The sequence below is a fragment of the Armatimonadota bacterium genome, from assembly GCA_035527535.1.
Taxonomy (GTDB): domain Bacteria; phylum Armatimonadota; class Hebobacteria.
In genome coordinates this window covers 1-26,569 of record DATLAK010000051.1, presented here as the reverse complement: position 1 = coordinate 26,569, position 26,569 = coordinate 1, and the positions used below count along the sequence as shown (strand labels likewise).

Annotated in this window: 24 protein-coding genes; 7 read left to right on the top strand and 17 right to left on the bottom strand. The window is 69.2% G+C overall.

Annotated features, from left to right (window positions below; genetic code table 11):
- The first annotated feature begins 76 nt into the window (after positions 1-76).
- The 7 genes from hisS to VM221_03255 all read left to right on the top strand — a co-directional run bounded on the left by hisS (position 77) and on the right by VM221_03255 (position 7,725).
- Entirely contained in the window at positions 77-1,333 is a 1,257-nt protein-coding gene (hisS, locus tag VM221_03285) for a histidine--tRNA ligase (GenBank protein ID HUT73845.1), read from the top strand.
- Between the two features lie 171 nt (positions 1,334-1,504).
- Positions 1,505-3,343, top strand: a complete 1,839-nt coding sequence (aspS, locus tag VM221_03280; protein ID HUT73844.1) for an aspartate--tRNA ligase — start codon at positions 1,505-1,507, stop codon at positions 3,341-3,343.
- Between the two features lie 101 nt (positions 3,344-3,444).
- Positions 3,445-4,170: a ribonuclease III gene (gene rnc, locus VM221_03275; GenBank protein HUT73843.1), complete on the top strand. Its 726-nt coding sequence runs from the start codon at positions 3,445-3,447 to the stop codon at positions 4,168-4,170.
- Between the two features lie 147 nt (positions 4,171-4,317).
- Positions 4,318-4,944, top strand: coding sequence for a DUF47 family protein (locus tag VM221_03270; GenBank protein ID HUT73842.1), 627 nt, complete (start codon positions 4,318-4,320; stop codon positions 4,942-4,944).
- Complete coding sequence (locus tag VM221_03265) at positions 4,937-5,923, top strand: inorganic phosphate transporter (protein HUT73841.1); 987 nt, start codon at positions 4,937-4,939, stop codon at positions 5,921-5,923. The genes VM221_03270 and VM221_03265 overlap by 8 nt, the downstream gene beginning before the upstream one ends.
- 88 nt (positions 5,924-6,011) lie before the next feature.
- A complete protein-coding gene (locus VM221_03260; GenBank protein ID HUT73840.1) occupies positions 6,012-7,019 on the top strand; it encodes a hypothetical protein in 1,008 nt (335 codons plus the stop codon).
- 157 nt (positions 7,020-7,176) lie between these two features.
- Positions 7,177-7,725, top strand: coding sequence for a hypothetical protein (locus tag VM221_03255; protein HUT73839.1), 549 nt, complete (start codon positions 7,177-7,179; stop codon positions 7,723-7,725).
- A gap of 42 nt (positions 7,726-7,767) precedes the next feature.
- On the opposite strand, the gene larE is transcribed toward VM221_03255, so the two are convergent.
- From larE to VM221_03170, 17 genes are all read right to left on the bottom strand, one after another.
- Positions 7,768-8,607 (bottom strand): ATP-dependent sacrificial sulfur transferase LarE, encoded by an 840-nt coding sequence (gene larE, locus VM221_03250; protein ID HUT73838.1) that lies wholly within the window; start codon positions 8,605-8,607, stop codon positions 7,768-7,770.
- Positions 8,608-8,644: 37 nt separating this feature from the next.
- A complete protein-coding gene (locus VM221_03245; GenBank protein HUT73837.1) occupies positions 8,645-9,445 on the bottom strand; it encodes a sulfide-dependent adenosine diphosphate thiazole synthase in 801 nt (266 codons plus the stop codon).
- A gap of 138 nt (positions 9,446-9,583) precedes the next feature.
- Positions 9,584-10,831, bottom strand: coding sequence for a DNA methyltransferase (locus VM221_03240; GenBank protein HUT73836.1), 1,248 nt, complete (start codon positions 10,829-10,831; stop codon positions 9,584-9,586).
- A 180-nt stretch (positions 10,832-11,011) separates the two neighbouring features.
- Positions 11,012-11,938 carry a cysteine synthase A gene (gene cysK, locus VM221_03235; protein HUT73835.1) on the bottom strand — a complete coding sequence of 309 codons (927 nt, stop codon included), beginning with the start codon at positions 11,936-11,938 and terminating at the stop codon, positions 11,012-11,014.
- A 93-nt stretch (positions 11,939-12,031) separates the two neighbouring features.
- Positions 12,032-12,832 (bottom strand): 4-hydroxy-tetrahydrodipicolinate reductase, encoded by an 801-nt coding sequence (dapB, locus tag VM221_03230; GenBank protein HUT73834.1) that lies wholly within the window; start codon positions 12,830-12,832, stop codon positions 12,032-12,034.
- A 37-nt stretch (positions 12,833-12,869) separates the two neighbouring features.
- A complete protein-coding gene (locus VM221_03225) occupies positions 12,870-14,114 on the bottom strand; it encodes a pitrilysin family protein (protein ID HUT73833.1) in 1,245 nt (414 codons plus the stop codon).
- 82 nt (positions 14,115-14,196) lie between these two features.
- A complete protein-coding gene (locus VM221_03220) occupies positions 14,197-16,338 on the bottom strand; it encodes a polyribonucleotide nucleotidyltransferase (GenBank protein HUT73832.1) in 2,142 nt (713 codons plus the stop codon).
- 11 nt (positions 16,339-16,349) lie between these two features.
- Complete coding sequence (gene rpsO / locus VM221_03215; protein ID HUT73831.1) at positions 16,350-16,637, bottom strand: 30S ribosomal protein S15; 288 nt, start codon at positions 16,635-16,637, stop codon at positions 16,350-16,352.
- A gap of 386 nt (positions 16,638-17,023) precedes the next feature.
- Complete coding sequence (polA, locus tag VM221_03210) at positions 17,024-19,762, bottom strand: DNA polymerase I (GenBank protein ID HUT73830.1); 2,739 nt, start codon at positions 19,760-19,762, stop codon at positions 17,024-17,026.
- A gap of 492 nt (positions 19,763-20,254) precedes the next feature.
- Positions 20,255-20,752, bottom strand: a complete 498-nt coding sequence (locus tag VM221_03205) for a hypothetical protein (protein ID HUT73829.1) — start codon at positions 20,750-20,752, stop codon at positions 20,255-20,257.
- 59 nt (positions 20,753-20,811) lie between these two features.
- Positions 20,812-21,081 (bottom strand): stage V sporulation protein S, encoded by a 270-nt coding sequence (locus tag VM221_03200; protein HUT73828.1) that lies wholly within the window; start codon positions 21,079-21,081, stop codon positions 20,812-20,814.
- 41 nt (positions 21,082-21,122) lie between these two features.
- Positions 21,123-21,950 carry a TIGR00282 family metallophosphoesterase gene (locus tag VM221_03195; GenBank protein ID HUT73827.1) on the bottom strand — a complete coding sequence of 276 codons (828 nt, stop codon included), beginning with the start codon at positions 21,948-21,950 and terminating at the stop codon, positions 21,123-21,125.
- Between the two features lie 81 nt (positions 21,951-22,031).
- Positions 22,032-23,570, bottom strand: a complete 1,539-nt coding sequence (gene rny / locus VM221_03190) for a ribonuclease Y (GenBank protein HUT73826.1) — start codon at positions 23,568-23,570, stop codon at positions 22,032-22,034.
- A 210-nt stretch (positions 23,571-23,780) separates the two neighbouring features.
- Entirely contained in the window at positions 23,781-24,212 is a 432-nt protein-coding gene (locus tag VM221_03185; GenBank protein HUT73825.1) for a regulatory protein RecX, read from the bottom strand.
- A 125-nt stretch (positions 24,213-24,337) separates the two neighbouring features.
- Complete coding sequence (recA, locus tag VM221_03180; GenBank protein HUT73824.1) at positions 24,338-25,384, bottom strand: recombinase RecA; 1,047 nt, start codon at positions 25,382-25,384, stop codon at positions 24,338-24,340.
- Positions 25,368-25,967 carry an RNA 2',3'-cyclic phosphodiesterase gene (thpR, locus tag VM221_03175; protein ID HUT73823.1) on the bottom strand — a complete coding sequence of 200 codons (600 nt, stop codon included), beginning with the start codon at positions 25,965-25,967 and terminating at the stop codon, positions 25,368-25,370. The genes recA and thpR overlap by 17 nt, the downstream gene beginning before the upstream one ends.
- A gap of 27 nt (positions 25,968-25,994) precedes the next feature.
- A partial coding sequence (locus tag VM221_03170) for a nicotinamide-nucleotide amidohydrolase family protein (GenBank protein ID HUT73822.1) occupies positions 25,995-26,569 on the bottom strand: 575 nt, incomplete at its 5' end.

Genomic DNA, 26,569 nt, shown 5'->3' with positions numbered 1-26,569 from the left:
GGGAAGGATTACCCCGCGTTCCCGACGAAGCTATGCTTGCCGAGGATTGCCCGCCTCAGCCGAGGCTTGCCCGACAATGCGCTATTCAGCCCCCCGCGGCACTCAGGATATCCTGCCGGAAGACGCCCCGCGCTGGCAGCGGCTGGAGGCGTGCTTCCGCAGCCTGTGCGCGCGCTACGGCTACCGCGAGATTCGCACCCCCGTGTTCGAGGAGATGGGCCTGTTCGCCCGCGCCGTGGGCGCGGAGACCGACATCGTCGCCAAAGAGATGTACGTCTTCAAGGACCGCGGCGACCGCGACCTCGCCCTGCGCCCGGAGGGCACTGCGCCGGTGGTGCGCGCCTACCTGCAGCACAAGCTGTACGGCCGCCCCGGCGCGCACAAGCTCTACTACATCGCCCCCATCTTCCGCTATGAGCGTCCCCAGGCCGGCCGCTACCGCCAGCATCACCAGGTCGGGGTCGAGGCCATCGGCGCGCCGGGGCCGGAGCTGGATGCGGAGATTATCGCCCTCGGCCGCGACCTGCTCGACGCGCTGGGCATCGCCGGCGGCCGCCTGGAGATCAACAGCGTCGGCTGCCCCGAGTGCCGCCCGCAGTACCGGCGCGCGCTGCAGGACGCTCTGCGGCCGGTGGTGGCGGAGCTGTGCGCGGTGTGTCAGGGGCGCTTCGAGCGCAATCCCATGCGCATCCTCGACGATAAGAACGAGCGCTGCCGCGAGCTGACCCGCGACGCCCCAGCTATCCTCGATCACCTGTGCGCGGCCTGCCAGGCTCACTTCGACGGCCTGAAATCGGCGCTCGCGGACTTGGGTCTGGACTACGAGGTGAACCCCCGCATCGTGCGCGGCCTCGACTACTACACGCGCACCGCGTTCGAGATCATTCACGACGCGCTGGCGGCCAAGGACACCGTCATCGGCGGCGGGAGGTATGACGGCTTGGTCGAGGAGCTCGGCGGCCCGCCGACGCCCGGGGTCGGTTTCGGCGCGGGTATAGAGCGGATGCTGCTGATCATGGAGGCGCAGGCGGTGGCGCCTGCGCCGGCGGCCGACCTGGTTTACGTCGCCGCCGCGGACGACGCCGGACGGGCGGCGTCGCTGCGGGTGCTGCGTGATCTGCGGCGCGCGGGAGTGGCGGCGGACGCCGACTACGGCGCGCGTACCCTCAAGGCGCAGATGAAAGAGGCAAACCGGTTGGGCTGCCGGCGGGTCGTTATCTTGGGCGCTGACGAAGGCGGCAAGATCGCCGCGACGATGCGCGACATGACCAGCGGCGAACAGCGCGAGGTGGGCTTGGACGACCTGGTCAGGGTGCTGAACAGTGCTCAATGAACCACCAAGGCACAAAGACACAAAGAAAAGCAAGATGATGGTGGGGCGGGCGTCTCGCCCGCCAACACTTCCAAACGGAAGCCGGGGCTGCCCTGAGCCTATCCAACGGGACGACCGCTCCGCCCGTTTCCTTGGTGCCTTCGTGGTTCAATCAATATTGGAGAATGACTGATGCAGCGCGACCACCACTGCGGCGAGCTGCGCGAGGAGCACGTCGGGAAGCAGGTGCGTCTGGCGGGCTGGGCGCAGACCACGCGCGACCACGGCGGGCTGATCTTCATTGACCTGCGCGACCGCTCGGGGGTGGCGCAGGTCGTGTGCGACCCCGCACAGGCGCCGGCCGCGCACGAGACGGCGAAATCGGTGCGCGCGGAGTTCGTGCTCGCGGTCGAGGGCGAAGTCACCCGCCGCCCCGCCGGCACCGAGAACCCCGACATGCCCACCGGCGCGGTGGAGGTGCGCGCGCAGCGGGTGGAAGTTCTTAACGTCGCGCGCACGCCCCCGTTCGAGATCGAGAGCGCCCGGCCGGTGGATGAGATGGTGCGCCTGCGCTACCGCCACCTCGACCTGCGCACGCCGCGCATGCAGCGCAACCTGCGCCTGCGCCACGAGATGGCGCAGGCGGTGCGACGCTACCTCAACGGCGAGGGCTTCTGGGAGATCGAGACGCCGCTGCTGATCCGCTCCACCCCCGAGGGCGCGCGCGACTTCCTGGTGCCGTGCCGGCTGCAGCCGGGGCGGTTCTACGCCCTGCCGCAGTCGCCGCAGTTGCTCAAGCAGTTGCTCATGGTCAGCGGCGCGGAGCGGTACTATCAATTCGCCCGCTGCCTGCGCGACGAGGATTTGCGCGCCGACCGCCAGCTCGAGTTCACCCAGATTGACCTGGAGATGTCTTTCGTCGAGCAGGATGACGTGATTGCCGTCAGCGAGGGCATCACCCAGGCGGCGCTCGCCGCCGCGGGCATCGAAGTGAATCCGCCGTTCCACCGGCTGACCTATCGCGAGGCGATGGACCGCTTCGGCACGGATAAGCCGGATACGCGCTGCGGCATGGAGCTGCACGACCTCAACCAGTGCTTCGGCCGCGCCGAGTTTCGCGTCTTCCGCCAGGCGCTGGAGCAGGGCAAGTCCATCCGCGGGCTGGCTGCGCCCGGCTGCGGCGACTTCTCCCGCGCCAAGCTCGATGCGCTGGTGGAGACGGCGACCAAGCTCGGCGCGGGCGGCCTGGTGTGGATCGCAGTGGAGGAGGACTCGCTGCGCTCGCCGGTGGCCAAGTACCTGTCGGACGAGGAGCAGCGGGCGGTGGTCGTCGCCGTCAAGGCAAGCGCGGGTGACCTGATCCTGATCGCGGCGGATGAGCGCGATCGCGCCTGCGCGGTGCTGGGCGCCTTGCGTCTGCGTTTGGCCGCTGAGTTGGCGGCGGCGGGGACAGTCCCTCATTTTCCCGGAGGAAAACGGGGACAGTCCCCGAGCCTGCTGTGGGTGACCGACTTCCCGCTGTTCGAGCGCGGCGACGATGGGTCAATCCAGTCCAAGCATAATCCCTTCAGCCGGCCCAAGGCGGAGGATGAACATCTGCTCGACAGCGATCCCCTAGCGGTGCGCGGGTGGCAGTACGACCTGGTGCTGAACGGCAACGAAATCGCCGGCGGCAGCCTCCGCGTCCACCGCCGCGAATTGCAGGAGAAGGTGCTGGAGATCATCGCCATGCCTCCCGCGGAGGCGCAGCGGCGCTTCGGCTTCCTGCTCGAGGCCCTCGAATACGGCGCCCCGCCACATGGTGGAATTGCGTTCGGTTTCGACCGCCTGGTGGCGCTGGCGGTGGGCGAGGAAAGCATCCGCGAGGTCATCGCCTTCCCCAAGACCGCGACCGGCGGCGATCCCCTGACCGGCGCGCCGGCGGAGGTGGACGCCGCGCAGTTGGAGGAGCTCGGCCTGCGGCTGGCGCCGGGCAAAGGCAACCAAGATGCGCCTCCGATGGCACCCGCGGGCGAGGCGGAGGCGCAGTGATGATGCGGGGCCGCAGCGCTGATCACGCGCGCAAGCCGTCTCGCCGGGTGCGCCCGGCGTCCCCGGCAGGCGCGGCCCGCAAACCGGCCGGTGAGCAGCGAATGATGGAAGCGAACCATCCCGACGAGCGAGAACTGGACGAGTTGCAGCAGCGACTGGGGGTGCGCTTTCGCCGCCCGCAGCGGCTGGCGCAGGCGCTGGTGCATCGCTCCTATCGCCCCGACGGCGACGACAGCCCCAGCAACGAGCGCCTGGAGTTCCTGGGCGACGCGGTACTGGGGCAGGTGGTGGCGGAGCACCTTTACCACGATTTTCCCGAGTGGAGCGAAGGCGAGCTGACCAAGCTCAAGGCGGCGGTGGTGAGCGAGGTCACGCTCGACGAGGCGGCGCGGCAGTTGGGGTTGGGCAAGTTCCTGGTGATGGCGCGGGGGGAGGAACAGAGCGGGGGACGCGAGCGCCCGTCGCTGCTGTCCGACGCGCTGGAGGCGATCATCGGCGCGCTCTACCTCGACCGCGGGCTGCGCGCCGCGCGCGAGCTGGTGCTGCGGCTGCTGGCCGCGCCGATGCGGGCGCTGGAACTGGACGAGCGCCGGCGCGATTATAAGACCCTGCTGCAGGAGCTGATCCAGGGCCGCCACAAGCAGCCGCCGGTTTACCGCGTGGTGGCGGAGGAGGGGCCGGACCACGACAAGACCTTCGTCGTCGAAGTGCGCTTCCGCCGCCACCTGCTGGGCGAGGGCGTCGGCAAGAGCAAGAAAGAGGCCGAGCAGAAGGCGGCCCAGGAAGCCCTCGACGATAGCGAGCGCAGGGAGCGCATCGTCGGCTAGCAGACCGGCGATGAGCTCCCCCTTGAGGTTGGTGGTCTTACGCAGAGGGCTGTGGGGCGGGCGTCCCCGCCCTGACGGATAGAGCGAGATTCGCGGTTGGGCGCCGACTGCGGACAATGGGGCGAAGGCCCCCCAAGGAGGGCTTAGATGCGGCTGCGGATCATCCCGCGCAATGAGGAGTTTTTCGATCTCTTCGAGGCGGCGGCGACCAACGTCGCCCAGGGCGCGCACTACCTGCGGCAGATGGTGGATGACTTCGACCGCGCGGAGGAGCTGGCCAAGCGCATCGAGGAGACCGAGCACGAGGGCGATATCACCACCCACGAGATCATGGAGCGCCTCAACACCACCTTCGTCACCCCCATTGACGCCGAGGACATTCGCGCTCTCGCATGCACCCTCGACGATATCCTCGATTACATCGAAGCGACCGCGGATCGCATGATCCTCTATGATGTCGGTCAGCCCGCGAGATACATGGGCGACCTCGTCGCCATCCTGGAACGGGCCGCGGACGAGATCGTCAAGTGCGTCGCGGGCCTGCATGACCTGCGCCGCCCGCGGCGCCTGCTCGACCACTGCATCGAGATCAACCGCCTCGAGAACGACGGCGACCGCCTCTCGCGCCGCGCCCTGGCCGAGCTCTTTCGCGGCAACGGCAGCCCCATGGACGCCATCAAGTGGAAGGAGATCTACGAGCACGTCGAGATGGCCATTGACAAGTGCGAGGACATCGCCAACGTCATCGAGAGCGTGGTCGTGAAGTATGCTTAGCCCCCGCACCGTTCTGGTGGTCGCGGCCGCGGTCATCTTCGACTTCATCAACGGCTTTCACGACACCGCCAACGCGATCGCGACCTCGGTCTCCACCCGCGTCCTCACCCCCATGCGCGCGGTAGTGATGGCCGCGGTGCTCAACTTCGTCGGCGCCCTCGTCTCCACCGAAGTCGCCAAGACCATGGGCCAGGGCATCGTCTCCCCGCACACCGTGACCGAGGCGGTCATCCTCTCCGGCCTCATCGGCGCCATCGCCTGGAACCTCCTCACCTGGTACTGGGGCCTGCCCTCCAGCTCCTCGCATGCGCTGGTCGGCGGTATCATCGGCGCCGCCGTCGCCTACGATGGCTGGGGGGTGCTCAACCTGCGCGGCCTCGGCGACATCTTCGGCTCGCTGCTGGCGTCGCCGCTGGTCGGCTTCTTCATCGGCCTCGCGGTGATGGTGATGCTGCTGTGGGCCTTCCGCCGCGCGATCCCGGCTCGCATCAACGCTCACTTCCGCCGCCTGCAAGTCGTCTCCGCCGCCTTCATGGCCTTCAGCCACGGCACCAACGACGCCCAGAAGTCCATGGGCATCATCACCATGGCTCTGGTCACCGCCGGCTACCTGCAGACCTTCGTCGTCCCGATGTGGGTCAAACTCGTGTGCGCGGCGGCGATGGGGCTGGGCACCGCCGTCGGCGGCTGGCGCATCATCCACACCATCGGCATGCGCATCATCCGCCTCCAGCCCATCCACGGCTTCGCCGCCGAGACCTCCGCCGCCGCCGTCATTCAGACCGCCAGCCACCTCGGCCTCCCCGTCAGCACCACCCACGTCATTTCCTCCGCCATCATGGGCGTCGGCGCCTCCAAGCGCCTGTCCGCCGTGCGCTGGGGGGTGGCCGGCAATATCGTTCTCGCGTGGGTGCTTACCCCGCCGGTGGCCGGGGTGCTGGGCGCCATCGCCTACACCGTCGTTGGCCGCTTTCTATAGCCGTCCCCGCGGCGCGCGCAGGGAATGGCGACCGCCGCGCAGAAACCGAGCTCCGCAGCCGGACACTTCTCTCGCTGGAGGTTCCGTCATGGCCATTCGCGCGACCGCGCCCACTCGCATGGACCTGGCCGGGGGCACCCTCGACATCTATCCCCTCTACGTTTTCACCGATGGCGGCGTGACCATCAACGCCGGCATTGACCTCGCCAGCCAGGTCACCGTCGAGCCGCGTGCCGACGCGGTCATCAGCCTGCGGTCCGAGGACACGGGCGCCACCCTCGAAGCCCCGGACCTGGCCGCGCTCCCGGCGGACCGGGAGCTAGGCTTCGTCGCGCGCATCGTCCGCTTCTACCCGCCGCGCAGCGGCATCAATGTCATCACTCGCAACACCGTGCCCCAGGGCTCCGGACTGGGCGCCTCGTCATCGCTGCTGATCGCCCTCACCGCCGCCCTCGACCGCCTCAACCGCACCAACCTCGCGCCCGAGCACTACATCAACTGGGGGGCGAACATCGAGGCCCAGGCGATCGGCGTCCCCACCGGCAAGCAGGATTACTTCGCCGCCGTTTACGGCGGCATCAGCGCCATCCGATTTCGCCTCGACGGCGAGGAGCGCGAGCCGGTGGTGGAGGACGAGGACTTCCTGCGCAGACTGGAAACCAGCGTCATCCTCACCTTTACCGGCGAGACCCGGTTCTCGGGCACCAGCAACTGGAACATGCTCAAAGCCTACATCGAGAACCTCGGCCACAACCGCGCCTCCATGGCGGCGATCAAGCGCACCGCCCTCGCCATGAACGAAGCCCTGGCCGATCGGGACCTCACGCGCTTCGCCGAGCTGGTGGACGAGGAGTGGCAGAACCGCAAGCAGCTCGCCGAGGGGGTAACCACGCCCCGCATAGAGGCCCTGATGGCGGCCGCGGCGGAGGCCGGGGCGTGGGCCGGCAAGATCTGCGGCGCCGGCGGCGGAGGCTGCATGATCACCGTCGCGGCCCCCGACAAGCGCCCACAAGTCATCGCCGCCTTGGAAGCCGGAGGGGCGACCCACCTCGAATACCGCATTTCCCGTCAGGGGCTGATCGTGGAGGAATGCTGACCGCCGCCGCGGCCGCCGGCTGACCGGCAGGAATCACGCGCCTCGGCGTCGAAGCATCCATTGGTTGCGGGAAGATCGCTGTCACAGGGGCACTCGCGCGATGGCTACACCGGACAAGCCGAGGAAATGCCCGAATTGCGGCACTGAAGTCGCCGTCGTGGACACCATCTGCTGGCGCTGCTACCGGCGCTTGCCGGCACCGGCGCGCCCCGAGCCGGCCCCGGTGCGGCGCAGACGCCGTCGCTCCGTCCCCGCTTCGACCCTCATCGCCGCGGTTCTCGTCACCGGCCTCGGCGGTTACCTGTGGCACGTGCGCTGCTCGCCGACCGCCGCGCTGACCGCGTTTCTGCGTGCCGATGCATCAGGCGACGTCAAGGCGATGTACGAGCTGCTGTCGATGCGCAGCCGCGACATGCTCGGCCCCGAGATCCTGGCGCAACGGGCTGCGGCTGCGCACCCGCCCTTCTCCTTCGTGGTGCGTTCAATCAAGCGCGATGCCACCAGTGCCGAGATCACCCTGGGCGCCGTGCCCACCGAAGCCGGGGCGAGCCCGGATGCCACCACGTGGCGAGTATACATGGTGTGGGAACAAGAGCGCTGGCGCGTGGACATGGTGCGTATGGGCCAGGAAGCCATAGGGGGTGATACGCCCGTCAGCCCGCGCGACCTGCAACAGCTGTGGAAAACCGGCCTCGGCCGTCCCTAGAGGCCCGCACCGGCGCCAACGCGCTGACACAGCATGGGCGGGCTAGCTTCCCATCCCGCCCTGCGCCTGCCCGGCCAGCGGCTCGTTCATGCTCCCGCTGCGGTAGCCGCGCAGGTCGGCGGCGACGTAGCTGTAGCCGAGCTCCATCAGCCGCTGCACGACCTGTTCCCGCAGCGCCGGATCGAGCAGGCGGTCGAGTTCCTCCGGCGCCACCTCCAGGCGCGCGATCTCGCCGTGGTGTCGCACTCGCACCTGGCGAAAGCCGAGCCCGCGCAGGAACGATTCCGCCGCATCCACCTTGACCAGTTCCTCGGCGGTGATCCGCTGGCCGTAGGGGAAGCGCGAGGCCAGGCAGGCATAGGACGGCTTGTCCCACGTCGGCAGCCCCAGCTCGCGCGAGAGGGCCCGGATCTCGCTCTTGGTCAGCCCCGCCTCCTGCAGGGGGCTGCGCACCCCCAGCTCGCGCGCGGCCTCCATGCCGGGGCGCCAGTCGCCCTCATCGTCACGGTTGGAGCCGTCGCAGACCCAGTCCAGCCCCCGCTCTCGCGCCACCTGCAGCAGCTTGCTGAAGAGCTCCTGCTTGCAGTAGTAGCAGCGATTGGGGGGATTGTCCGAGAAACCGGGAATCCCCAGCTCCGAGGTCGCGATCACCTGGTGGCGGACGCCGAGTTGCTGGGCTAATGCGGTCGCGGCTTCGAGCTCCTGGGCGGGATAGGTCTCGGCGCTGGCGGTGACCGCCAGCACGCGGTCGGCCGCCAGCGCCTGCGCCGCGACCTTGAGCAGAAAGGTGCTGTCCACCCCCCCCGAGTAGGCGATGAGCGCGCCGCTCATCTCGCGCAGGATCAGGCGCAGGCGCTCCAGTTTGGCGTGAGTTTCGTCCATCTGCATAGCCACCTTCCCCTGGCGCGGCGCAGCGCACCTACGATCGTGCGCCCAGCATCTCCGCCGCCACCTGCGCCGCGCGCTTGCCCGACAGCAGCATGGCGCCGAAGGTCGGGCCCATGCGCGGCAGCCCATAGACGGTGGATACCGCCATCCCGCATACGACGAGGCCGGGATGCGCCTCGCCGGTGTGCTCGACGATGAGGTCCTCGCTGCGCTCGACCCACATCGCGCCGAAGCCCACCGTCTTCAGCAGCCCGCGCGCCTCCAGCTTGCGCGCCACCTGCGCGTCGTGTCCGGTGGCGTCAATCACCACCTTCGACTCCAGGGCGATGGGGTCCACGCAGGTGATCTCGCGCGGCATCGCCGCCACCGGCGTCCAGTTGACCACCGCCCCCGCCACCCGGTTGCCCTCGCGCAGCACGATGTCGTCGAACACCGTCAGGCTGGCGATCTTGACCCCGGCGTCACACGCCGCCGCGATCAGCTTGGAGCAGGCGTGCGGGCCGTCCGCGACATACAATCCCGGCGTCGCCTCCTCGTAGGGCACGCCCAGCTCGTCGAGCACCTCCTGCCCCGGCGCGCGCACGGTCAGCTTGTTCATCAGGTAGCCGCCGATCCAGAACCCGCCCCCCAGGTAGTTGTTGCGCTCGATGATGAAAGTGCGGTAGCCCTGGGCCGCCAGCTCGCGCCCCGCCATCAGCCCCGAGGGCCCGCCGCCGACGATGATGACGTCGCTGTCAACATAGTCCATGAACTGCCGCGAAAACTGGCCGATGATGGCCCGCGTAACCTCTTTCTCGCCTACCGCTGCGAAGGTCCTCGGTTTCTCAGCCATTGCCTATCCCTCCGCCCCGCCCGACGGGGCATGAAAATTGAGGCAGCGCCGTCGCAACCGGCGCCGCCCCGATGTGCCGCTCAACCCTTGACTACATTATATCGGAAAAGGCCCGGCTGTGCCCACTCGTCCCGCCGGTCATGACTGCTTGCGCCAGATGAAGACGCTCTCGTAGAACTCGCCGGAGCGCCGTCCGGTCCGGCGGTTGACTTGTCTTTGCACCACGGCCTCCACCTCCACGCCCACCAAGTCCGCGATAGGCCCGTAGAGGTCGAACTTATCGTTTGCGACGACGATCAGACGCCCGCCTGGCGGCATGGCAGACACGGCGCTGCTGAATACCGCGGCGATGGCCTGCTGATACTCGCATTTCGCCCGCTCGCTTGAACCGTTAGCCGCGGGGCCGATCTCCCAACCCCGCTTGTCCTCCAGCCCCAGAAGCTCATAGGCGTATGCGTGCTGATCGTGATAGTCAATCAATCCTACGTAGGGCGGGCTGGTGATGACGCCGTCAACCGGGGGGAGCGCCGCGTTTCTGCTGTCCTCGTGGCGAACTGACACGTTTGCGTCCGTGCGCACGACAGCGTATTCTCCGATGCGCCGGATAGTGTCCAACGTGTACCGCTCCAGAAACTTCAGCGCCTCCGTCGTCGGTTTGCAAGTGCGCGAGTGCTTGTAGCACCGATACGGCTCCGTCTGTGGCCGCTTCGGGAAGTCGAGGTCAAAGTGCGTTGTGAGGCGCGCCGAGCGCGCCGCGCGCGAAAGAACAATCTTCAACAGGTCGGCATATCGGTAGCCGCCACTCTGGATGAAATGACAGTAAGTCAGCAGCTCGCGGCGGGCCTGCGGCGCAAACCATGCGCTGAGGTACTCTCGGCCGTCATCGCCGATGCCTCCGGTTCCCGCCTCAATCTCCTGCGGCCACATTCCGCCCTCGCGCTGCGGGCTGGTCGCAGCCTTGGTCTTGGCCAGGATGTCCACTAACTCGGCCCGCATGACGGGCAGGTCATACCGTGCGGTCTTGGCTCGACACAGGAGCACGTTGAACGCCGAGACATCATACCCGACAGAGTTGATTCCAAGCTCATTCGCCTGGACTGACGTCGTGCCCGATCCCACGAAGGGATCAAGCACTGTCTGCCCCGGCTTGAAGTACTTGCGCAGGAAGACTTCCACGAGTTGAGGTATGAATTTGCCCAGGTAGGGATGAAGCCGGTGAACGTGCTTGGTGCGCTCCCTTTCGGGCAAGTCGCGTTCGCGCCAGTTGAGGTTGAGATCGCACAGCGGCGTTTCGGGCGTTACCGAACGCGGCGCCGTGGGGCGGTCGCCTCCGCGGTACACGACCACCCTCTTCTCCTCGTTGGTCAGGGAAAGCTGAACTGCCACCGCGCTACGTCCTCGGAGCGTTTGTTCGCCATGCTGGGTGGGGTGTCCTGCCGCATGGCAAGTACTGGCAAGGGAGGCGCTTGTCCAACAAGCTGGGGAAATGGGGACAGGCAACGGATTTCCCCGCGGCTTCGCTCGGGACGGGCCGGAGAAATCCACAGCCAGTCCCTCATTTCCCCCTCACCCCTCCGCGAACATGGGCGTGGACAGGTACCGCTCCCCGGTGTCCGGCAGCACGACGACGATGAGCTTGCCGCGGTTCTCCGCGCGTTTGCCGACCTCGACCGCCGCCCAACAGGCCGCGCCGGAGGAGATGCCCACCAGCAAGCCCTCCTCGCGCGCCAGGCGGCGGCCCATGGTGCGCGCGTCGTCATCGCTGACGGTGATGACCTCGTCCACCAGGCTCATATCGAGCACCTCGGGCACGAACCCCGCGCCGATGCCCTGGATGGTGTGCGGCCCGCGCCCGCCGCCCGACAGCACCGGCGAGCCGGTAGGCTCGACCGCGACCGCGCGCAGCGACGACTTGCGCGGCTTGAGGGCCTGCGCCACACCGGTGATGGTGCCGCCGGTGCCAACCCCGGCGACCAGGATGTCCACCATGCCGTCGGTATCATTCCAGATCTCCTCGGCGGTGGTGCGGCGATGAATCTGGGGGTTGGCGGGGTTATTGAACTGCTGGGGTATGAAGCAGCGCACGTCGGCGGCAGCCAGCTCCTCCGCCTTGCCCACCGCCCCCGGCATGCCCTCGGCGCCGGGCGTCAGCACCAACTCCGCCCCCAGCGCCCGCAGGATGTCGCGGCGCTCCTTGCTCATGGTGTCGGGCATCACCAGCGTGAGCCGATAGCCCCGGGAGGCGCACACGAACGCCAGCGCGATACCGGTGTTGCCGCTGGTGGGCTCGATGACAACCGTCTCCGGCCCGATGCGCCCCTCGCGCTCCGCCGCTTCGATCATGCTCACCCCGATGCGATCCTTGACGCTGCCGCAGGGGTTGAACATCTCCAGCTTGGCCACCACCGTCCCCACCGCCCCGTCGGTCACGCGGCGCAGGCGCACCAGCGGCGTGTTGCCCGTCAGCTCAGTCACATCTTGCGCGATCTTCAACGTCGCCTCCTGTCACAGCGGTGTCGTTCACAGGCACGCCCGCCCGCCGCCGCGAGTGCCCCGGTCTTCGCCGGGGTGGGACGCCGGTGTCGCCTACAGCACGCGCTCGAGCCCGCAGGTGAGGCCCTCGAGCGACCGCACTTTGCGTATCGCCAGCAGGACGCCGGGGACGAAGGAGTCGCGGCTGATGGAGTCGTGGCGGAGGGTGAGGGTTTGGCCGAGACCGCCGAAGATGACCTCCTGGTGGGCGACCAGGCCCGGCAGGCGCACGGAGTGGATGCGCAGGGCGCCCGCTGCCTGCCCGCGCGGAGGCTGGGCATCAGCTGGGCGCGGCTCCGCGCCCAGGCGGCTGCCCTCGACGTGGCGCATCATCTCGGCGGTGCGCAGCGCGGTGCCCGAGGGCGCGTCCAGCTTCTGATCGTGGTGCAGCTCGATGATCTCCGCGGCGTCGAAGTGCTTGGCCGCCTGCGCCGCGAACTCCATCATCAGCACCGCGCCGATCGCGAAGTTCGGCGCCACCAGCGCGGGGGTTGCGTGCTCGCGGCACAGCGCGCCCAGGTCGGCGAGGTCCGCCGGGGTCAGGCCGGTGGTGCCGACGACGCAGGCCACCCGCTTCCGCAGCGCGGTGCGCAGGTTGTCCTTGACCGCGTCGGGGGTGGTGAAGTCCACCATCACCTGGGGCTTGGCGGAGTCAATGGCAGTGGCGAGGTCGTCGCTGACGGCGACATTGAGAGCGGCGACGCCGGCGATGCCGCCGGCGTCTTGGCCGACGCGCTTGCGATCCACCGCCGCCACCAGGCGCATATCCGGTTCGCCGGCGATGGCGCGCACGATGTGGCGGCCGACCTTGCCGCACGCGCCGCTGACCACAACCGTAATCGGGGTGGTGGACATCCCTGCCTCCTCCTGACTCGCGAGCGCCCGACCGGGGCTAGCCCTGCTGCGGGCCCACCGCGGACATGTGCAGCGGCCGCGCCCCCAGGACGCGCCGGGCGACGGCGTGGGCCTGGGCCACGCTCACCGCGTCGAGGCGAACCATCGCCTCCGCCACCGGCAGGACGCGCCCCCAGTAGAGGACCGACGCGCCCAGCCGCCGCATGCGATAGCTTGTGTTCTCCAGCGCGAGCGCCATCCCTCCCCTGATCTGGTTGCGCGCGCGCTCCAATTCCTCAGCGGAGACGCCGTCCTCGCACAGGCGCCGCGCCTGCGCCAACACCAGCCGGCGCACCGTCGGCCAGCGCTCCGGGCGCGCGCCGCCGGAGGCGACGAGCAGCCCCGTGCGATGGTAGCCGGCGAGGTAACTGCCGATGTTGTACACCAGACCCCGCTTCTCGCGAATCTCCTGAAACAGGCGGCTGCTCATGCCGCCGCCGAGGACGCACTCCACCAGCGCCAGCGCCCACCAGTCATCATCCGTCGTCGCCAAGCCCTCGCAGCCGATGCAGAAGTGCACCTGCTCGGTGGGGCGGGCGAGGTAGGCTTCGCCGGGATGCGGCTGCGGGGCGGGGGAGCAGCCCCCAGGCGATGACCCCGTCAGCGCGCCGACATGTCGCCGCGCCAGCTCGACCGCGGCCTGCGGCTCCAGGCTGCCGGCGACCGCGAGCACCATCCCGCGCGCGCCGTAACTGGCGCGGAAGTACGCATGCGCCGCGTCACGCGACAGCCGCCGTACCGCCTGCTCCTGACCCAGGATCGCCCGCCCCAGGGGATGCTCCGGCCAGATGGTCTCCGCGAACAGGTCGTGGACGCGGTCCTCGGGCGTATCCTCGGCCTTCATGATCTCCTCGATCACGACTTCCTTCTCGCGCTCGAACTCCTCCGCGTCGAAGCGCGAAGCGCCCAGCATGTCGCCCATGAGCTCCATCGCCAGCTCGGCGTGCTCGGTCATCACCTGCGCGTAGAGGCAGGTGTACTCGTGCTCGGTGAAGGCGTTCAGGGTGCCGCCGACGTCGTCCATGGCCTGGGCGATGGCGGCGGCGCTGCGGTGGGCGGTGCCCTTGAACAGCATGTGCTCGATGAAGTGGCTGACGCCGCGCCGCGTCGGCGGTTCGTGAGCGGCGCCGGCTGGGAGGTGAATGCCGATCGCGGTCGAGCGCATCCACGGCATGTGCTCGACCACCACGCGAGTGCCGTTGTCCAGGGTGCAATCAGTGATGTCTTGCGGGCGGTGCCTCATCGTCCTATCCCGAACAAGCGTAGGGGCACAGCACGCTGTGCCCCTACCTGCGTGAAGTTGAGCCGCGGGCGGCGCCGGGCTGCTAGCGCCCGCGCCGGGGGCGTCTGCCTTCCGCGGGGCGGTACGGCGGGCGGGCGTCGTCATCCTCCTCCGCGCCCGGCAAGAGGCCCTTGCGCGTCAGCCGCACCTTGCCCTGGGGGTCTATGTCTATGACCTTGACCATGACCTCGTCGCCGACGTTGACCACATCCTCGACCTTCTCCACGCGCTCGCGCGCGAGCTGGGAGATATGGATGAGGCCGTCGCGACCCGGCATGAGCTCGACAAAGGCGCCGAAGGGCGTCGTGCGCACGACGCGGCCGACGTAGGTCTCGCCGATGGTGACATCGCGCGTGAGATCCTCGATGGTCTTGAGCGCACCCTGCCCCCCGGCGCCGTCGGTGGCGGCGATGAAGACGCGGCCGTCCTGCTCGATGTCCACCTTGACGCCGAAATCGGCCTCGATCTTCTTGATGATCTTGCCGCCGGGGCCGATGATGGCGCCGATCTTGTCGGGGTGGATCTCGATGGTGAAGATGCGCGGGGCGTGGGGCGCGAGGTCGGGCCGCGGCGCGGCCAGGGTGGTCGCCATGTGGTCGAGGATCTGCATGCGCGCCTGGCGCGCTTGCTCCAGCGCGCCCAGCAGCACCTCGTGCGACAGCCCGCCGCACTTGACGTCCATCTGGATCGCCGTCAGCCCCTGGCGGGTGCCCGCGACCTTGAAGTCCATGTCGCCGTTGAAATCCTCCACGCCTTGGATGTCGGTCAGCAGAGCGTGACGGCTGTCATCGCTGACCATGCCGATGGAGATGCCGGCGATCGGCGCGGCGATGGGCACCCCCGCGTCCATCAGCGCCAGGCTGGTGGCGCAGGCGCTGGCCATCGAGCTCGACCCGTTGCTCTCCAGCACCTCCGACACCACGCGAATGGTGTAGGGGAACTCCGACTCCGGCGGCAGCACCGCCTCCAGCGCCCGCTCCACCAGGTTGCCGTGGCCGATGTCGCGGCGGCTCGGCCCGCGCAGCATCCGCGCCTCGCCCACGCTGAAGGGCGGGAAGTTGTAGTGATGCATGAAGCGTTTGGTGCGTTCCTCCGGCAGGGCGTCCACGATCTGCCCTTCGCCGGTGCCGCCCAGCGTCACCACCGACAGCACCTGGGTCTGCCCGCGCGTGAACAGCGCCGACCCGTGCGCCCGCGGCAGCAGCCCCACATGTGACCCCAGCGCGCGCAACTCGTGGGGCCGGCGGCCGTCAGCCCGCCGCCCCTGCTCCAGCACCAGATGACGCAGCTCGCGCTTGATGAGGTTGTCCAGCTCCCCGCTGACCTCGGCGGCGCGCTCGGTGAACTGCTCCCGCACCTCCTTGATCACCGCCGCCGACGCCTCCTGCATCGCGCGCTCGCGACCCTTCTTGTCCGGCGACTGGATGGCCTCGCGGATCTGCGGGGCGTAGGGGGCGAGCGCCGCCGCGATGTCGTCCGTGGCCGGGGCGGCCAGCTCGCGCTTCGGCTGGCCGATCGCGGCGCGCAGGCGCTCCTGGGCGTCAATGACCTCGAGCACCGCCTGCTGGGCGCGCTCGATTGCCTCCGCCACCACCGCCTCGGGCACCTGCTGCCCCGAGCCCTCGACCATCACCACCCCGTCACGCCTGCCCGCCACCACCAGCTCGAGCGCGCTCATCGCGCGCTGCTCGTAGGTGGGGTTGATGATGAATTGCTCGTCAATGCGCACGATGCGCACCGCCCCCACCGGGCCGTCGAAGGGGACGTCGGAGATGGTGAGCGCGGCCGACGCGCCGACCATGCCCAGGATGTCGGGCATGTTCTCGGAGTCGGCGGAGAGAACGATGACGATGATCTGCGTCTCGTTGCGCATGTGCTTGGGGAACAACGGACGCAGCGGACGGTCAATGCGGCGGGCGGTGACGATCGCCTGCTCGCTGGGGCGCCCTTCGCGTTTGATGAAGCGGCTGCCGGGGATGCGCCCCGCGGCGTAGAGCTTCTCCTCGTAGTCACAGGTGAGGGGAAGGAAATCTATGCCCTCGCGCATCCGGTCGGAGGAGACTGCGGTGGCGAGGATGATGCTGTCGCCCTGGCGGACGACCACGGCGCCGTTCGCCTGGCGGGCAAGGGTGCCACTCTCGAGCGACAGCTCCTTGCCGCCCGGCGCCACGTGTACTTCGGCCATGTTGTCGGCTCCTATCCGCGCGAGCCGATGGTATCCCGCAACCCCAGCCTGCCGATCAGCGAACGATAGCGCTCGACATCACGGTTGCGCAGATAGGTGAGCAGCCGACGACGGTGTCCGATCAGCGCGAACAAGCCGTGGCGCGAATGATGATCCTTGCGGTTCTGGCGAAGGTGATCGGTGAGCTGGTTGATGCGCTCGGTCAGCAACGCCACCTGCACCTCCGGCGACCCGGTGTCCGATTGGTGCAGCTTGTGCTCGGTCAGGATCTGCGCCTTTCGCTCGGTCGGTATGGGCATCGCCTGCTTGCTACCTCCTGCGCTTCGGGTTGGCTGGATAGCTCGTCAACGCGCGCTGTCCTTGGTTGGCGGCGCCGAGCGTCCAGCTTGCGCGTACAGGCGGCCGGTAATCAGATGTCAGAAGTCAAGGGGCGCGTCGGTTGGCCCGCTGGCTTCTGACTACTGGTACCGGCCGGCTGCTGCGGCGCGGGAGCGCGGCAACCACCCCCGAATCATAGCACATCCTACGGTACATGTAAACGCTGACCGGCACAGCAGCTCCGTTCTGAACACTCGGGTGCCGGCTGCGCACCATGGCGTAGGGACCGTTCTCCAGATCGGCCGGTCCGAACGGTGTGGCACAGCCGCTTGGCCTGTGACTTGGGCGATGGCCTCACCGCCGGCCGCTATTCGTCCACCGTCTCCATGTCCGCCCAGTTGGGGCCGGCCTTCAGCTCGACCACCAGCGGCACCGCCAACGCATAGGCCCGGCTCATGCAGCGGCGCACCAGCGGAGCGACGGTGGCCAACTCGTCCTGGGGCAGCTCCAGCAGCAGCTCGTCGTGCACCTGCAGGATCATGCGGGCGCGCAAGGCGCCGCCGGCGCGGTCGGACGCAGCCGGGGGCGGCTGTGCCACATCACGGTCGCCGCCCCCCAGCTCGCGGTGCAGCGCGAGCATGGCGAGCTTGATGATGTCGGCGGCGCTGCCCTGGATGGGGGTATTGATGGCGGTGCGCTCGGCGAACTCGCGCAGGTTGCGGGCGCGGCTGTGGAGATCGGGCAGGGCGCGGCGGCGGCCGAGGAGGGTGGTGACGTAGCCGGTGCGCCGCGCCTCGGCGATCACCGCGTCCATGTAGTCGCGCACCCCGGGGAAGCGGCGGAAGTAGGCGGCGATGTAGTCCCGCGCCTCGGCCTGGCTGACCCCCATGTCGCGGGCGAGGCCGTGCTCGGTCATGCCGTAGGCGATACCGAAGTTGACGACCTTGGCCAAGCGCCGCATGTCATGATCCACCTGCGCGGGCGGGACGCGGAAGATCTCGCACGCGGTCTGGGTGTGGAGGTCGTGGCCGGCGGCGAAGACGGCAAGCAGGTTCTCGTCGCGCGCGATGTGCGCCAGCACCCGCAGCTCGATCTGCGAGTAGTCGGCCGCCAGCAGCACCCACCCCGGCTCGCCGGCGACGAAGGCGCGGCGGATGGTCTGGCCGAGGTCGCCGCGCACCGGGATGTTCTGCAGGTTGGGGTCGCTGCTCGACAGCCGCCCGGTCGCGGTCACCGCCTGGTTTAGAGAGGTGTGCACGCGCCCGGTGGCGGGGTCGAGCAGCCGGGGCAGCGCCTGGACATAGGTGGACTGGAGCTTGGCGACCTCGCGGTATTGCAGGATGCGCCGCGCGATCCCGTGCTCGTCCGCCAGCCCCTCCAGCACCTCGGCGCCGGTGGAGTAGCCGGTCTTGGTGCGCTTGCCCGCGGGCAGGCCGAGCTTGTCGAACAGGATCACCCGCAGCTGCTTGGGGGAGTTGATGGTGAACTCTTCGCCCGCCAGCGCGTAGATCTGCTGCTCGAGCTCGCAGATGCGCCGCGCCAGGTCGGCCGACAGACGCTGGAGATGCGCGACGTCCAGCTTGACCCCCGCCAGCTCCAGGTCCGACAGCACGCGCGTCAGCGGCAGCTCGACGGTCTCATACAGCTCTGTCAGGTAGGATTCCTCCAGCCGCGCCCGCAGCACCGGCTCCAGTTGATAGACCTGGCGCGCCCAGCGTCCGGCCTGATGAGCGACGCCCTCGACGTCGCCCTGCTGCCACGCTTTGGCGACATCCAGCTCCTCGCCGGGGGTGGTCTGGAGCTGGTCGAAGGCGATGTCGCAGATGCGATGGGTCTGGCGCGCCGGGTTCAGCAGGTAGGAGGCGAGCAGGGTGTCGAAGCCGCCGCCCGCCAGGGCCTGCCCACGGCGGCGCAAGGCATTGTAGGCGCCCTTGAGGTCGTGGGTGGCCTTGGGCACCTTGCCGTCGGCCCAGACCGGCGCCAGGGCCTGCCACAGGTCATCGCGCGGGTTGCCCGCCGCGTCCGCCAGCGGAATGAAGCACGGCCCGATGTCGCGCGCGAAAAAGGCCGCGCCCGTCACCTCCCCCTTGAGGCCGTCGGCGCCGCGATAGGTGAAGATGAACGCCCATCGCTCCGCCGCCAGCAGGCGCCGCGCAGTTTTCGCCGCCTGCGGCGCCGCCGCGATGATCGCCAGGCGCGGCTCCGCCTCTTCGCGAGTCTCGAGCCGGCCCAGCAGCGACTTGAACTCGAAGCGGCGGAAGAGGTCGGCGAGCGTGTCCGCGTCGGGCGCGCCAACGCGGCACGCTTCGAGGTCGAACTCGGTGCCGACGTCGGTGCGGATGGTGGCGAGATCCTTGGACACGGCCACTTGCTCGGCGTGGATGCGCAGGGCGTCGGCGAGCTTGGGATTGTCCACGCGGTCGAGGTGGGACACCAGCTCTTCGACCGCGCCGAACTCCTGCACCAGCTTCGACGCCGTCTTCTCGCCCACCCCGGGCACCCTGGGGATGTTGTCGCTGGCATCCCCGGCCAGCGCCTTGAGGTCCGGCAGCTGCCGCGGGGCGACGCCGTAGCGCGCGCGCACGGCACCCTCGTCATAGATCACCGTATCGGTGATCCCCCGTTTGGTGGTCATCACCGACACGCGCTCCGACACCAGCTGCAGGGTGTCGAGGTCGCCGGTGACGACCAGCACGTCGTGGCCCGCGTCCGCCGCCTGGCGGGCCATGGCGCCGATGACGTCGTCGGCCTCGTAGCCCTCCTGCTCGAGGATGGGGATGCGCATGGCGCGCAGGAGGTCCTTGGCGAGTTCGACCTGGGCGCGCAGCTCGTCGGGGGTGCGCGCGCGGGTGGCCTTGTATTCGGCGTAGCGGTGATGGCGAAAGGTGGGGCGGGGCAGGTCGAAGCACACCGCGACGCAGTCGGGCCGCACCTCCTCCAGCACCTTGTAGAGCATGACGGTGAAGCCGTAGATGGCGTTGGTGACCTCGCCCGCCGAGGTGGTCAGCATCGGCAGCGCGAAAAACGCCCGATAGAGCAGGCTGTTGCCGTCTATCAGCACCAGGCGCGGCCGCGCTTTGGGGGACTGGTTGCGGCTTTCGGTCATGGGCGCGTTCAGATTTCGCGAACGGCGCCGCGCCCACCTGCACCCGGGTGCGGCCGGTGGGAAAACCGCACCCACCCGGGAGGCGGATGTGCCGCCAAGCGGCCAAGGCCGGCCACACGCGCGCAAGGGGATGATCCGGCGGTGTCGAACGAGTAATATCGAATAAGAGTCTACCCGAAAAACCGGCTGACTGTCATCCCGAGCGGCGGCGAGGGATCTCGTTCCGAACCGAGATTCCTCACTTCCCCCTTCGCCAATGCTACGGGGGACAAGTCGTTCGGAATGACATCCGCCCTGATGCCGCTGTTGCCGATGGCTGGGAGCCCGCAGTCGTCGCGGGTCAAGCTGCGGGTGCCGCCTCCCGGCATCGGCGGCGGACGAAGCGGTCGTGGCGAAGTGTCGCCACCCCCGCTTCGCAGAGCGAAGTAGGCTTCGCGCAGCAGCCAAGGAGAGAGCACAGAGGCGATCGCGCGCAACCTCGGGCGCGCGCCGTCAGTGGTTGCCGTTCTGCTTGCCCAGCGCCAGGATATAGCCGATGCCCGCCTTGAGTTCCTGGTGGGTAAGGCTGCCGCCCTTGAAGTCGGTCTGCAGGAGCTTGTTGATCTCCAGGAACATGTCGCGGCTGGACTTGCCCTGGCCGAACCACCGGTCAATGTCCTCGCGCAGGCGCTGCAGGCGGCGGGCGGGGATGCGGGCGATGCTCTCGCGCAGCATTTGCAGCGCCTCTGCGGGGTCCCCGCACACGCGCTCCTCGGCGGTGTCAACATCGAGGAAACGGAAATGGTTCTCCTCGGCGTGGTACTCGATGTTGATCTGGCTGCTGGAGCCGCCGGGCAGCTCGTACACCAGCGCGAAGTTCACCACCACGCCGCTGCCGGTCCATTGCGAGCGCTGCGAGCGCAGGTTGCCGTAGGCGATGCGATGCTGATAGTCGGCGAGCAGCTCATCCAGCGGCTGCTCCCACTGCTGCAGCGATGTCGAGGTATCCATAACTAATGGACGGGCGCCCGGCATCATGCCAGACCACGAGCGCCGCGCAGGTGCAATCCTTACCGGTCCTGTTTAGGTTCGACGATGAGGCGGATGGCGGTGCGTTCCTGGCCGTCCACCTGGATGTCGGCGAAGGCGGGGCGGCAGATGAGGTCAACGCCGGAGGGCGCCATGAAGCCCCGCGCGATCGCCAGCGCCTTGACCGCTTGGTTAAGGGCGCCGGCGCCGATGGTCTGCATTTCCGCACAGCCCTTCTCGCGCACCACCCCGGCGAGGGCGCCGGCCACGGCATTCGGGTTCGACTTTGCTGATACGCGAAGGACCTCCATGATGAGGCCTCCTTAGCTGGGTCCTGGTTGCTAGCTGCCGTCTACTGCTCTTGATCCGCGCTGTCGGCCGCCGGCTCACCGGCGGGTTCCAGCACTACCTGCCGCACTGGCCTAATGCTGCGCGCGCGTCCGGACTCCTCGTCAATCTCCACCACCGCCGCGCCCACCACCACCGGCCCGCCCGCCAGCTTGAAGCGCACCGGCAGCCTGGTCGCGAAACGGTGAATGATCTGCTCCGGGTCGATCCCCAGCACCGAGTCCCGCGGGCCCACCATGCCGACGTCGGTCATATACGCCGTCCCCCCGGGCAGCACCTGCGCGTCCGCCGTCGCCACATGCGTGTGCGTGCCGATCACCGCGCTCGCCTGCCCGTCCAGCATCCACCCCATCGCCAGCTTCTCGCTGGTCGCCTCCGCGTGCATGTCCACCACCACCACCGGCGCCTGCGCGCGCAATTCGGCGACGTGCCGTTCGGCGGCGCGGAACGGGCAGTCCACACAGTCCATGAATACCCGCCCACACAGGTTGAGCACGCCGACCGCGACGCCGGCGCGGGTGGTAAACACCGCCGCCCCCCGTCCCGGAGCGGCCGGCGGGTAGTTGGCGGGGCGCAGCACGCGCGGCTCCTGCGCCAGCAACTGCTCCGCTTCCTTCTTATTCCATACGTGGTTGCCGGTGGTGATGACATCCGCCCCGGCGGCGAAGACTTCCTGCGCCACCGAGGCGGTGATGCCGAAGCCGGCGGCGGCGTTCTCGCCGTTGGCGACGACGAAATCAACCTGCCAGCGCTCGATCATCCCCGGCAGCGCCTGCGCCAGCGCGCGCCGGCCCGGGCGCCCCACGATATCGCCGATGAACAGTAGATTCATTGCCCGTGGCGAAGCAGTCGCCCCTCGGCCTGCCCTGTGCGGTCGCAGCCGAGACGGCCGCGACCCCGCTACCGCCCCACCCTATTTCGCGTACTCGACCGCCCGCGTTTCGCGGATGACGGTGACCTTGATCTGGCCGGGGTAGTCCATCCCCTCCTCGATCTTCTGCACTACTTCCTTGGCCAGGCGGCCGGCGCCGAGATCGTCCACCTGCTCCGGACGAACGATGATCCGCACCTCGCGCCCGGCCTGGATGGCGAAGCACTTGTCCACGCCGGCGCAGGCTTCGGCGATCTCCTCGAGCTTGGCCAGGCGCTTGATATAGGTCTCGAGGGTTTCCTTGCGCGCGCCCGGCCGCGATGCGGACACCGCGTCGGCCGCTTGCACCAACACCGCCTCCACCGAGCCGAACTGCGCCTCGGCATGATGCGCCGCGATGCTGTTGACGATCTCTTCGCTCTCCTTGTGGCGGCGCGCCATGTCGGCGCCGATGGCGGCGTGGGTGCCCTCCATCTCGAAGTCCACCGACTTGCCGATGTCGTGCAGCAGCCCCGCGCGGCGGGCGACCGCCACCGACGCGTTGATCTCGCTCGCCATGACGGCGGCGAGGTGGGCGACCTCGACCGAGTGGTCGAGCACATTCTGCCCGTAGCTGGTGCGGAACTTGAGGCGGCCCAGGGCGCGCGTCAGCTCCTTGTGCAGGCCCGTGACCCCGGTATGGAGCACCGCGCGCTCGGCGGCGTCGGCGATTTGCTGCTCGACTTCCTTGCGCGCGCGCGCGATGGTTTCCTCGATGCGCCCGGGATGGATGCGCCCGTCGCTGATGAGGTAGCCCAGGGCGATGCGCGCGACCTCGCGGCGCACGGGGTCGAAGGCCGACAGCACCACTGCCTCCGGGGTGTCGTCAATGATGAGATCAACCCCGGTCTCGGCCTCGAAGGCGCGGATGTTGCGCCCCTCGCGCCCGATGATGCGCCCCTTCATCTCATCGCTGGGCAGGGGTACGACCGACACCGTCGTCTCCGCCGCCTGGTCCACCGCGCAGCGCTGAATGGCGAGCGCCAGGATCTCGCGCGACTTCTTCTCCGCCTCCTCTCGCGCCGCCTCCTCGATCTCGCGCGCCAGCTTCGCCGCCTCGTGGCGCACCTCGTCTTCCACCTGCTTGAGCAGCAGCGCCTTCGCCTCCTGCGGCGTCACCCCCGACACCCGCGCCAGCTCCGCCAGCTCGCGCTCCTTGATCGCCGCCAGCTCCTCGCGCACCTTCTCCAGCTCCTGCTCGCGGGCGGCGATCACGCGCTCGCGCTGGTCCGCCCCTTCGAGCTTGCGCTCCAGGTTCTCCTCTTTCTGCGCTATCCGGCGCTCGGCGCGCTGGAGCTCGACCCTGCGTTCGCGATTCTCCCCGTCAATCTCGGTGCGCAGGCGATGGGCCTCGTCCTTCGCCTCCAGCAGGGCTTCTTTCTTGAGGGCGTCAATCTCCTTTTGCGCGTCCTCCAGGATGCGGCTCGCCTCCTGGCGCTTGCCGCGGACGCTGCGGTGTTGCCCGCGCGCCCACAACCATGCGGTCGCGATCGCCGCGACCCAGCCGATTGCAACCAACAATACAACCACCCATGGTTCCATCTATGCAACTCCCTTCTGGCGGAGACCGACGGGCGGGAGAATCACTCCGCCGGCCCCTATGGCATCCGCGCGGCGCCGTCAGCACCGGCGTCCGCGTCGCAGGCGCGCCGCGACCACGCGCGACCCGCCCGCAGGTACAGGCGCCAGGGCGGCCACACCTGAGGCTGCGGGCGCCTTCCCCATGACCTCGGGACCTGGCTACCAGGCCCCCTACCGGTCGGGCACGGCCTCGCGCCGTTGCGCGAGCGCCGCTTCTATGACCTCGAAGGTGAATCCCCGCCGCCGGAGCGCCCGCAGCAGCCGGGCGCGGCATGCGGATTCATCTTCGCCCGAGCGCGGCGCATGGCAGGCGGCCACCTGCCGCGCCGCCTCCAGCTCGCGCCCGCGCCCCATCTCCTCGGCCAGGACGCGCTGGATCAGCTCTTCATCTACGCCCTTGCCGCGCAGCTCCCAGCGCAGTCCCAGCGAGCCGCGAGGGTTGCTTGCCAGGCGCTCCCGTACCCACGCCCGTGCAAAGCCCTCGTCATCCACCAGACCTGCCGCCTGCAACTCCTCCAGCGTCGCCGTGATAACGCGCTCATCGAATCCCTTGCGCCGCAGCCGGTCATGCAGCTCGCACCGGCTGCGCGCTCGGTAATCCAACAGGCGCAGGCACGCCTCCCGCGCCCGCTCGACCTGCGTTCGCTGCGCCTCGTCGGTCAGTCCGTGCTCCTCGCTCGAGGGGGCAAGGCAGTGCCGCGTCCGCGCCGGGCGAGGGACCGCGCCCGCTACTCCTGCCCCCCGTCGTCCTCATCCGCGGCCACATCCGCGGCCACGGCCACGGGCTCGGCGCCGCCGACGTGCTCGCGGATGCGCCGCTCGATCTCGCCCGCCAGCTCGGCGTCGGTCTCGAGCGTCGCGCGCGCGTTCTCGCGCCCCTGGCCGAGGCGGGTGTCGCCGAAGCTGAAGAAGGCGCCGGACTTGGCGATGAGGCCCAGTCCCAGCCCGACGTCGAGCAGGCTGCCGCCGCGGGAGATGCCTTTGCCGTAGATGATGTCGAACTCCACCTGGCGGAACGGCGGAGCCACCTTGTTCTTCACCACTCGCGCGCGGGTGCGGGTGCCGATGACCTCGGTGCCCACCTTGAGGTTCTCGATGCGGCGCAGTTCGATGCGCACTGACGACCAGAACTTGAGCGCGCGGCCGCCGGGGGTGACCTCGGGGTTGCCGAACATGATGCCGATCTTCTCGCGGAGCTGGTTGAGGAAAACGCCGACGGTTTGCGTGCTCGACAGCGACCCCGCGAGCTTGCGCATGGCCTTGCTCATGAGGCGCGCCTGCAGCCCGACGTGGGAGTCGCCCATCTCTCCCTCCAGCTCCGCCCGGGGGACGAGGGCCGCCACCGAGTCGAGCACGAACACGTCAATCGCCCCGCTGCGCACCAGCATGTCAGCGATGTCCAGCGCCTGCTCCCCGGTGTCGGGCTGGGACAGCAGCAGCTCGTCGAGGTTGATCCCCACCGCCTTGGCGTAGCTCGGATCGAGGGCGTGCTCGGCGTCAACGAAAGCGGCGGTGCCGCCCGCGCGTTGGGCCTCGGCGATGACGTGGTAGGCGAGGGTGGTCTTGCCCGAGGCCTCGTTGCCGAAGATCTCGACAATGCGCCCCCGCGGCAGCCCGCCCACGCCCAGCGCGAGGTCGAGGCCGAGCGCCCCGGTCGGGACCACGTCCACCTTGAGGCGGGAGGTGCTCTCGCCCAGGCGCATGACCGAGCCTTTGCCGAACTGCTTCTCGATCTGGCCGATGGCCAGCTCCAATGCCTTAGCCTTGTCCGTCATCATCGCTCCCCCGTTCGCCCCGCGCCTCGCCGAGCGCGAATTCCCGCTGGCTGGTATAGATCGGACCCGTCGGTCGCAGGTCGCTGCGCATCAGCTCCACGCGCGCCACCTCCATCTCCCCCAACTGCCGTTCGATCTGCTCGCGCATCCGCGCCGCCAACTCCGGGCGTCCCCGCGGCGACCGGCAGCGCCCCAGCGTCACGTGCGCGCTGAACTCCCGCTGCTCGCGCGCAAAGCCCAGCGGCTCCAGAGCGTCTTCCACGCGCCGCGCGAGCTCGCCCAGCTCGCGTGCGCCATCCTTCACCCCCGCCCAGATCACGCGCGGCGCGGTAGGCGAAGGGAATCCGCCGATCCCCTCCACTCGCAAGCGGAACCGCGCTCTTGGCGTTACCGCCGCCGCCACCGCCTCCGCGATCGCGGGGACGCGGTCGTCATCCACCTCGCCCAGGAACTTGAGCGTGAGGTGGATGCCCTCGGGGCGCACCCATTTCACATCCGCGCCGCTCGCCCGCAGCCGCTCCTGGGCCTGCGCGAGCGCCCGGCGTAAGTCGTCGCCCATATTGACCGCGATGAACGCGCGCATGACCGCGGGTTCCCGAACTCCAGCCTCCTATTCTATGCGTGCGCCCGCCAGCCTCTCCGTCTCCCGCAGGGCGAGCGCCAGCGCCGCATTGCAGGCGCGCCACTTGACGGCTTCACGGGCACCGCCCAGGCGATGCTCCTCACATGTCACGCCCTGCGGCCCGGTGAGGCAAACGTAGGTCAGGCCAACAGGCTTTCCCTCGGTCGCGCCACCGGGGCCGGCGATGCCTGTTACCGCGAGCGCGAGGTCGCAGCCCAGCGCCGCCCGCGCTCCCGAAGCCATATCGCGGGCCGTCTCCTCGCTCACCGCGCCGTGCTCGGCCAGCACCGCCGCCGGCACGCCCAGGAGTTCGATCTTGGCTTGATCGGCATAGGTCACCAGCGAGCCGAGGAAGTAGTCAGAGCTGCCGGGGATCTGGGTGATGCGATGGCCGATGAGGCCGCCGGTGCAGGATTCCGCTATCCCCAGGGTCAGCCCGGCAGCGCGCATGCGGGCGCCCAGGGCCGCCTCCAGCGATTCGTCGTCGCGCCCATAGAGGAAGCCTCCGGCGCGGGCGCGCACCGCCGCCTCCAGGTCCTCCAGCATGGCAGCGGCCTGATGCT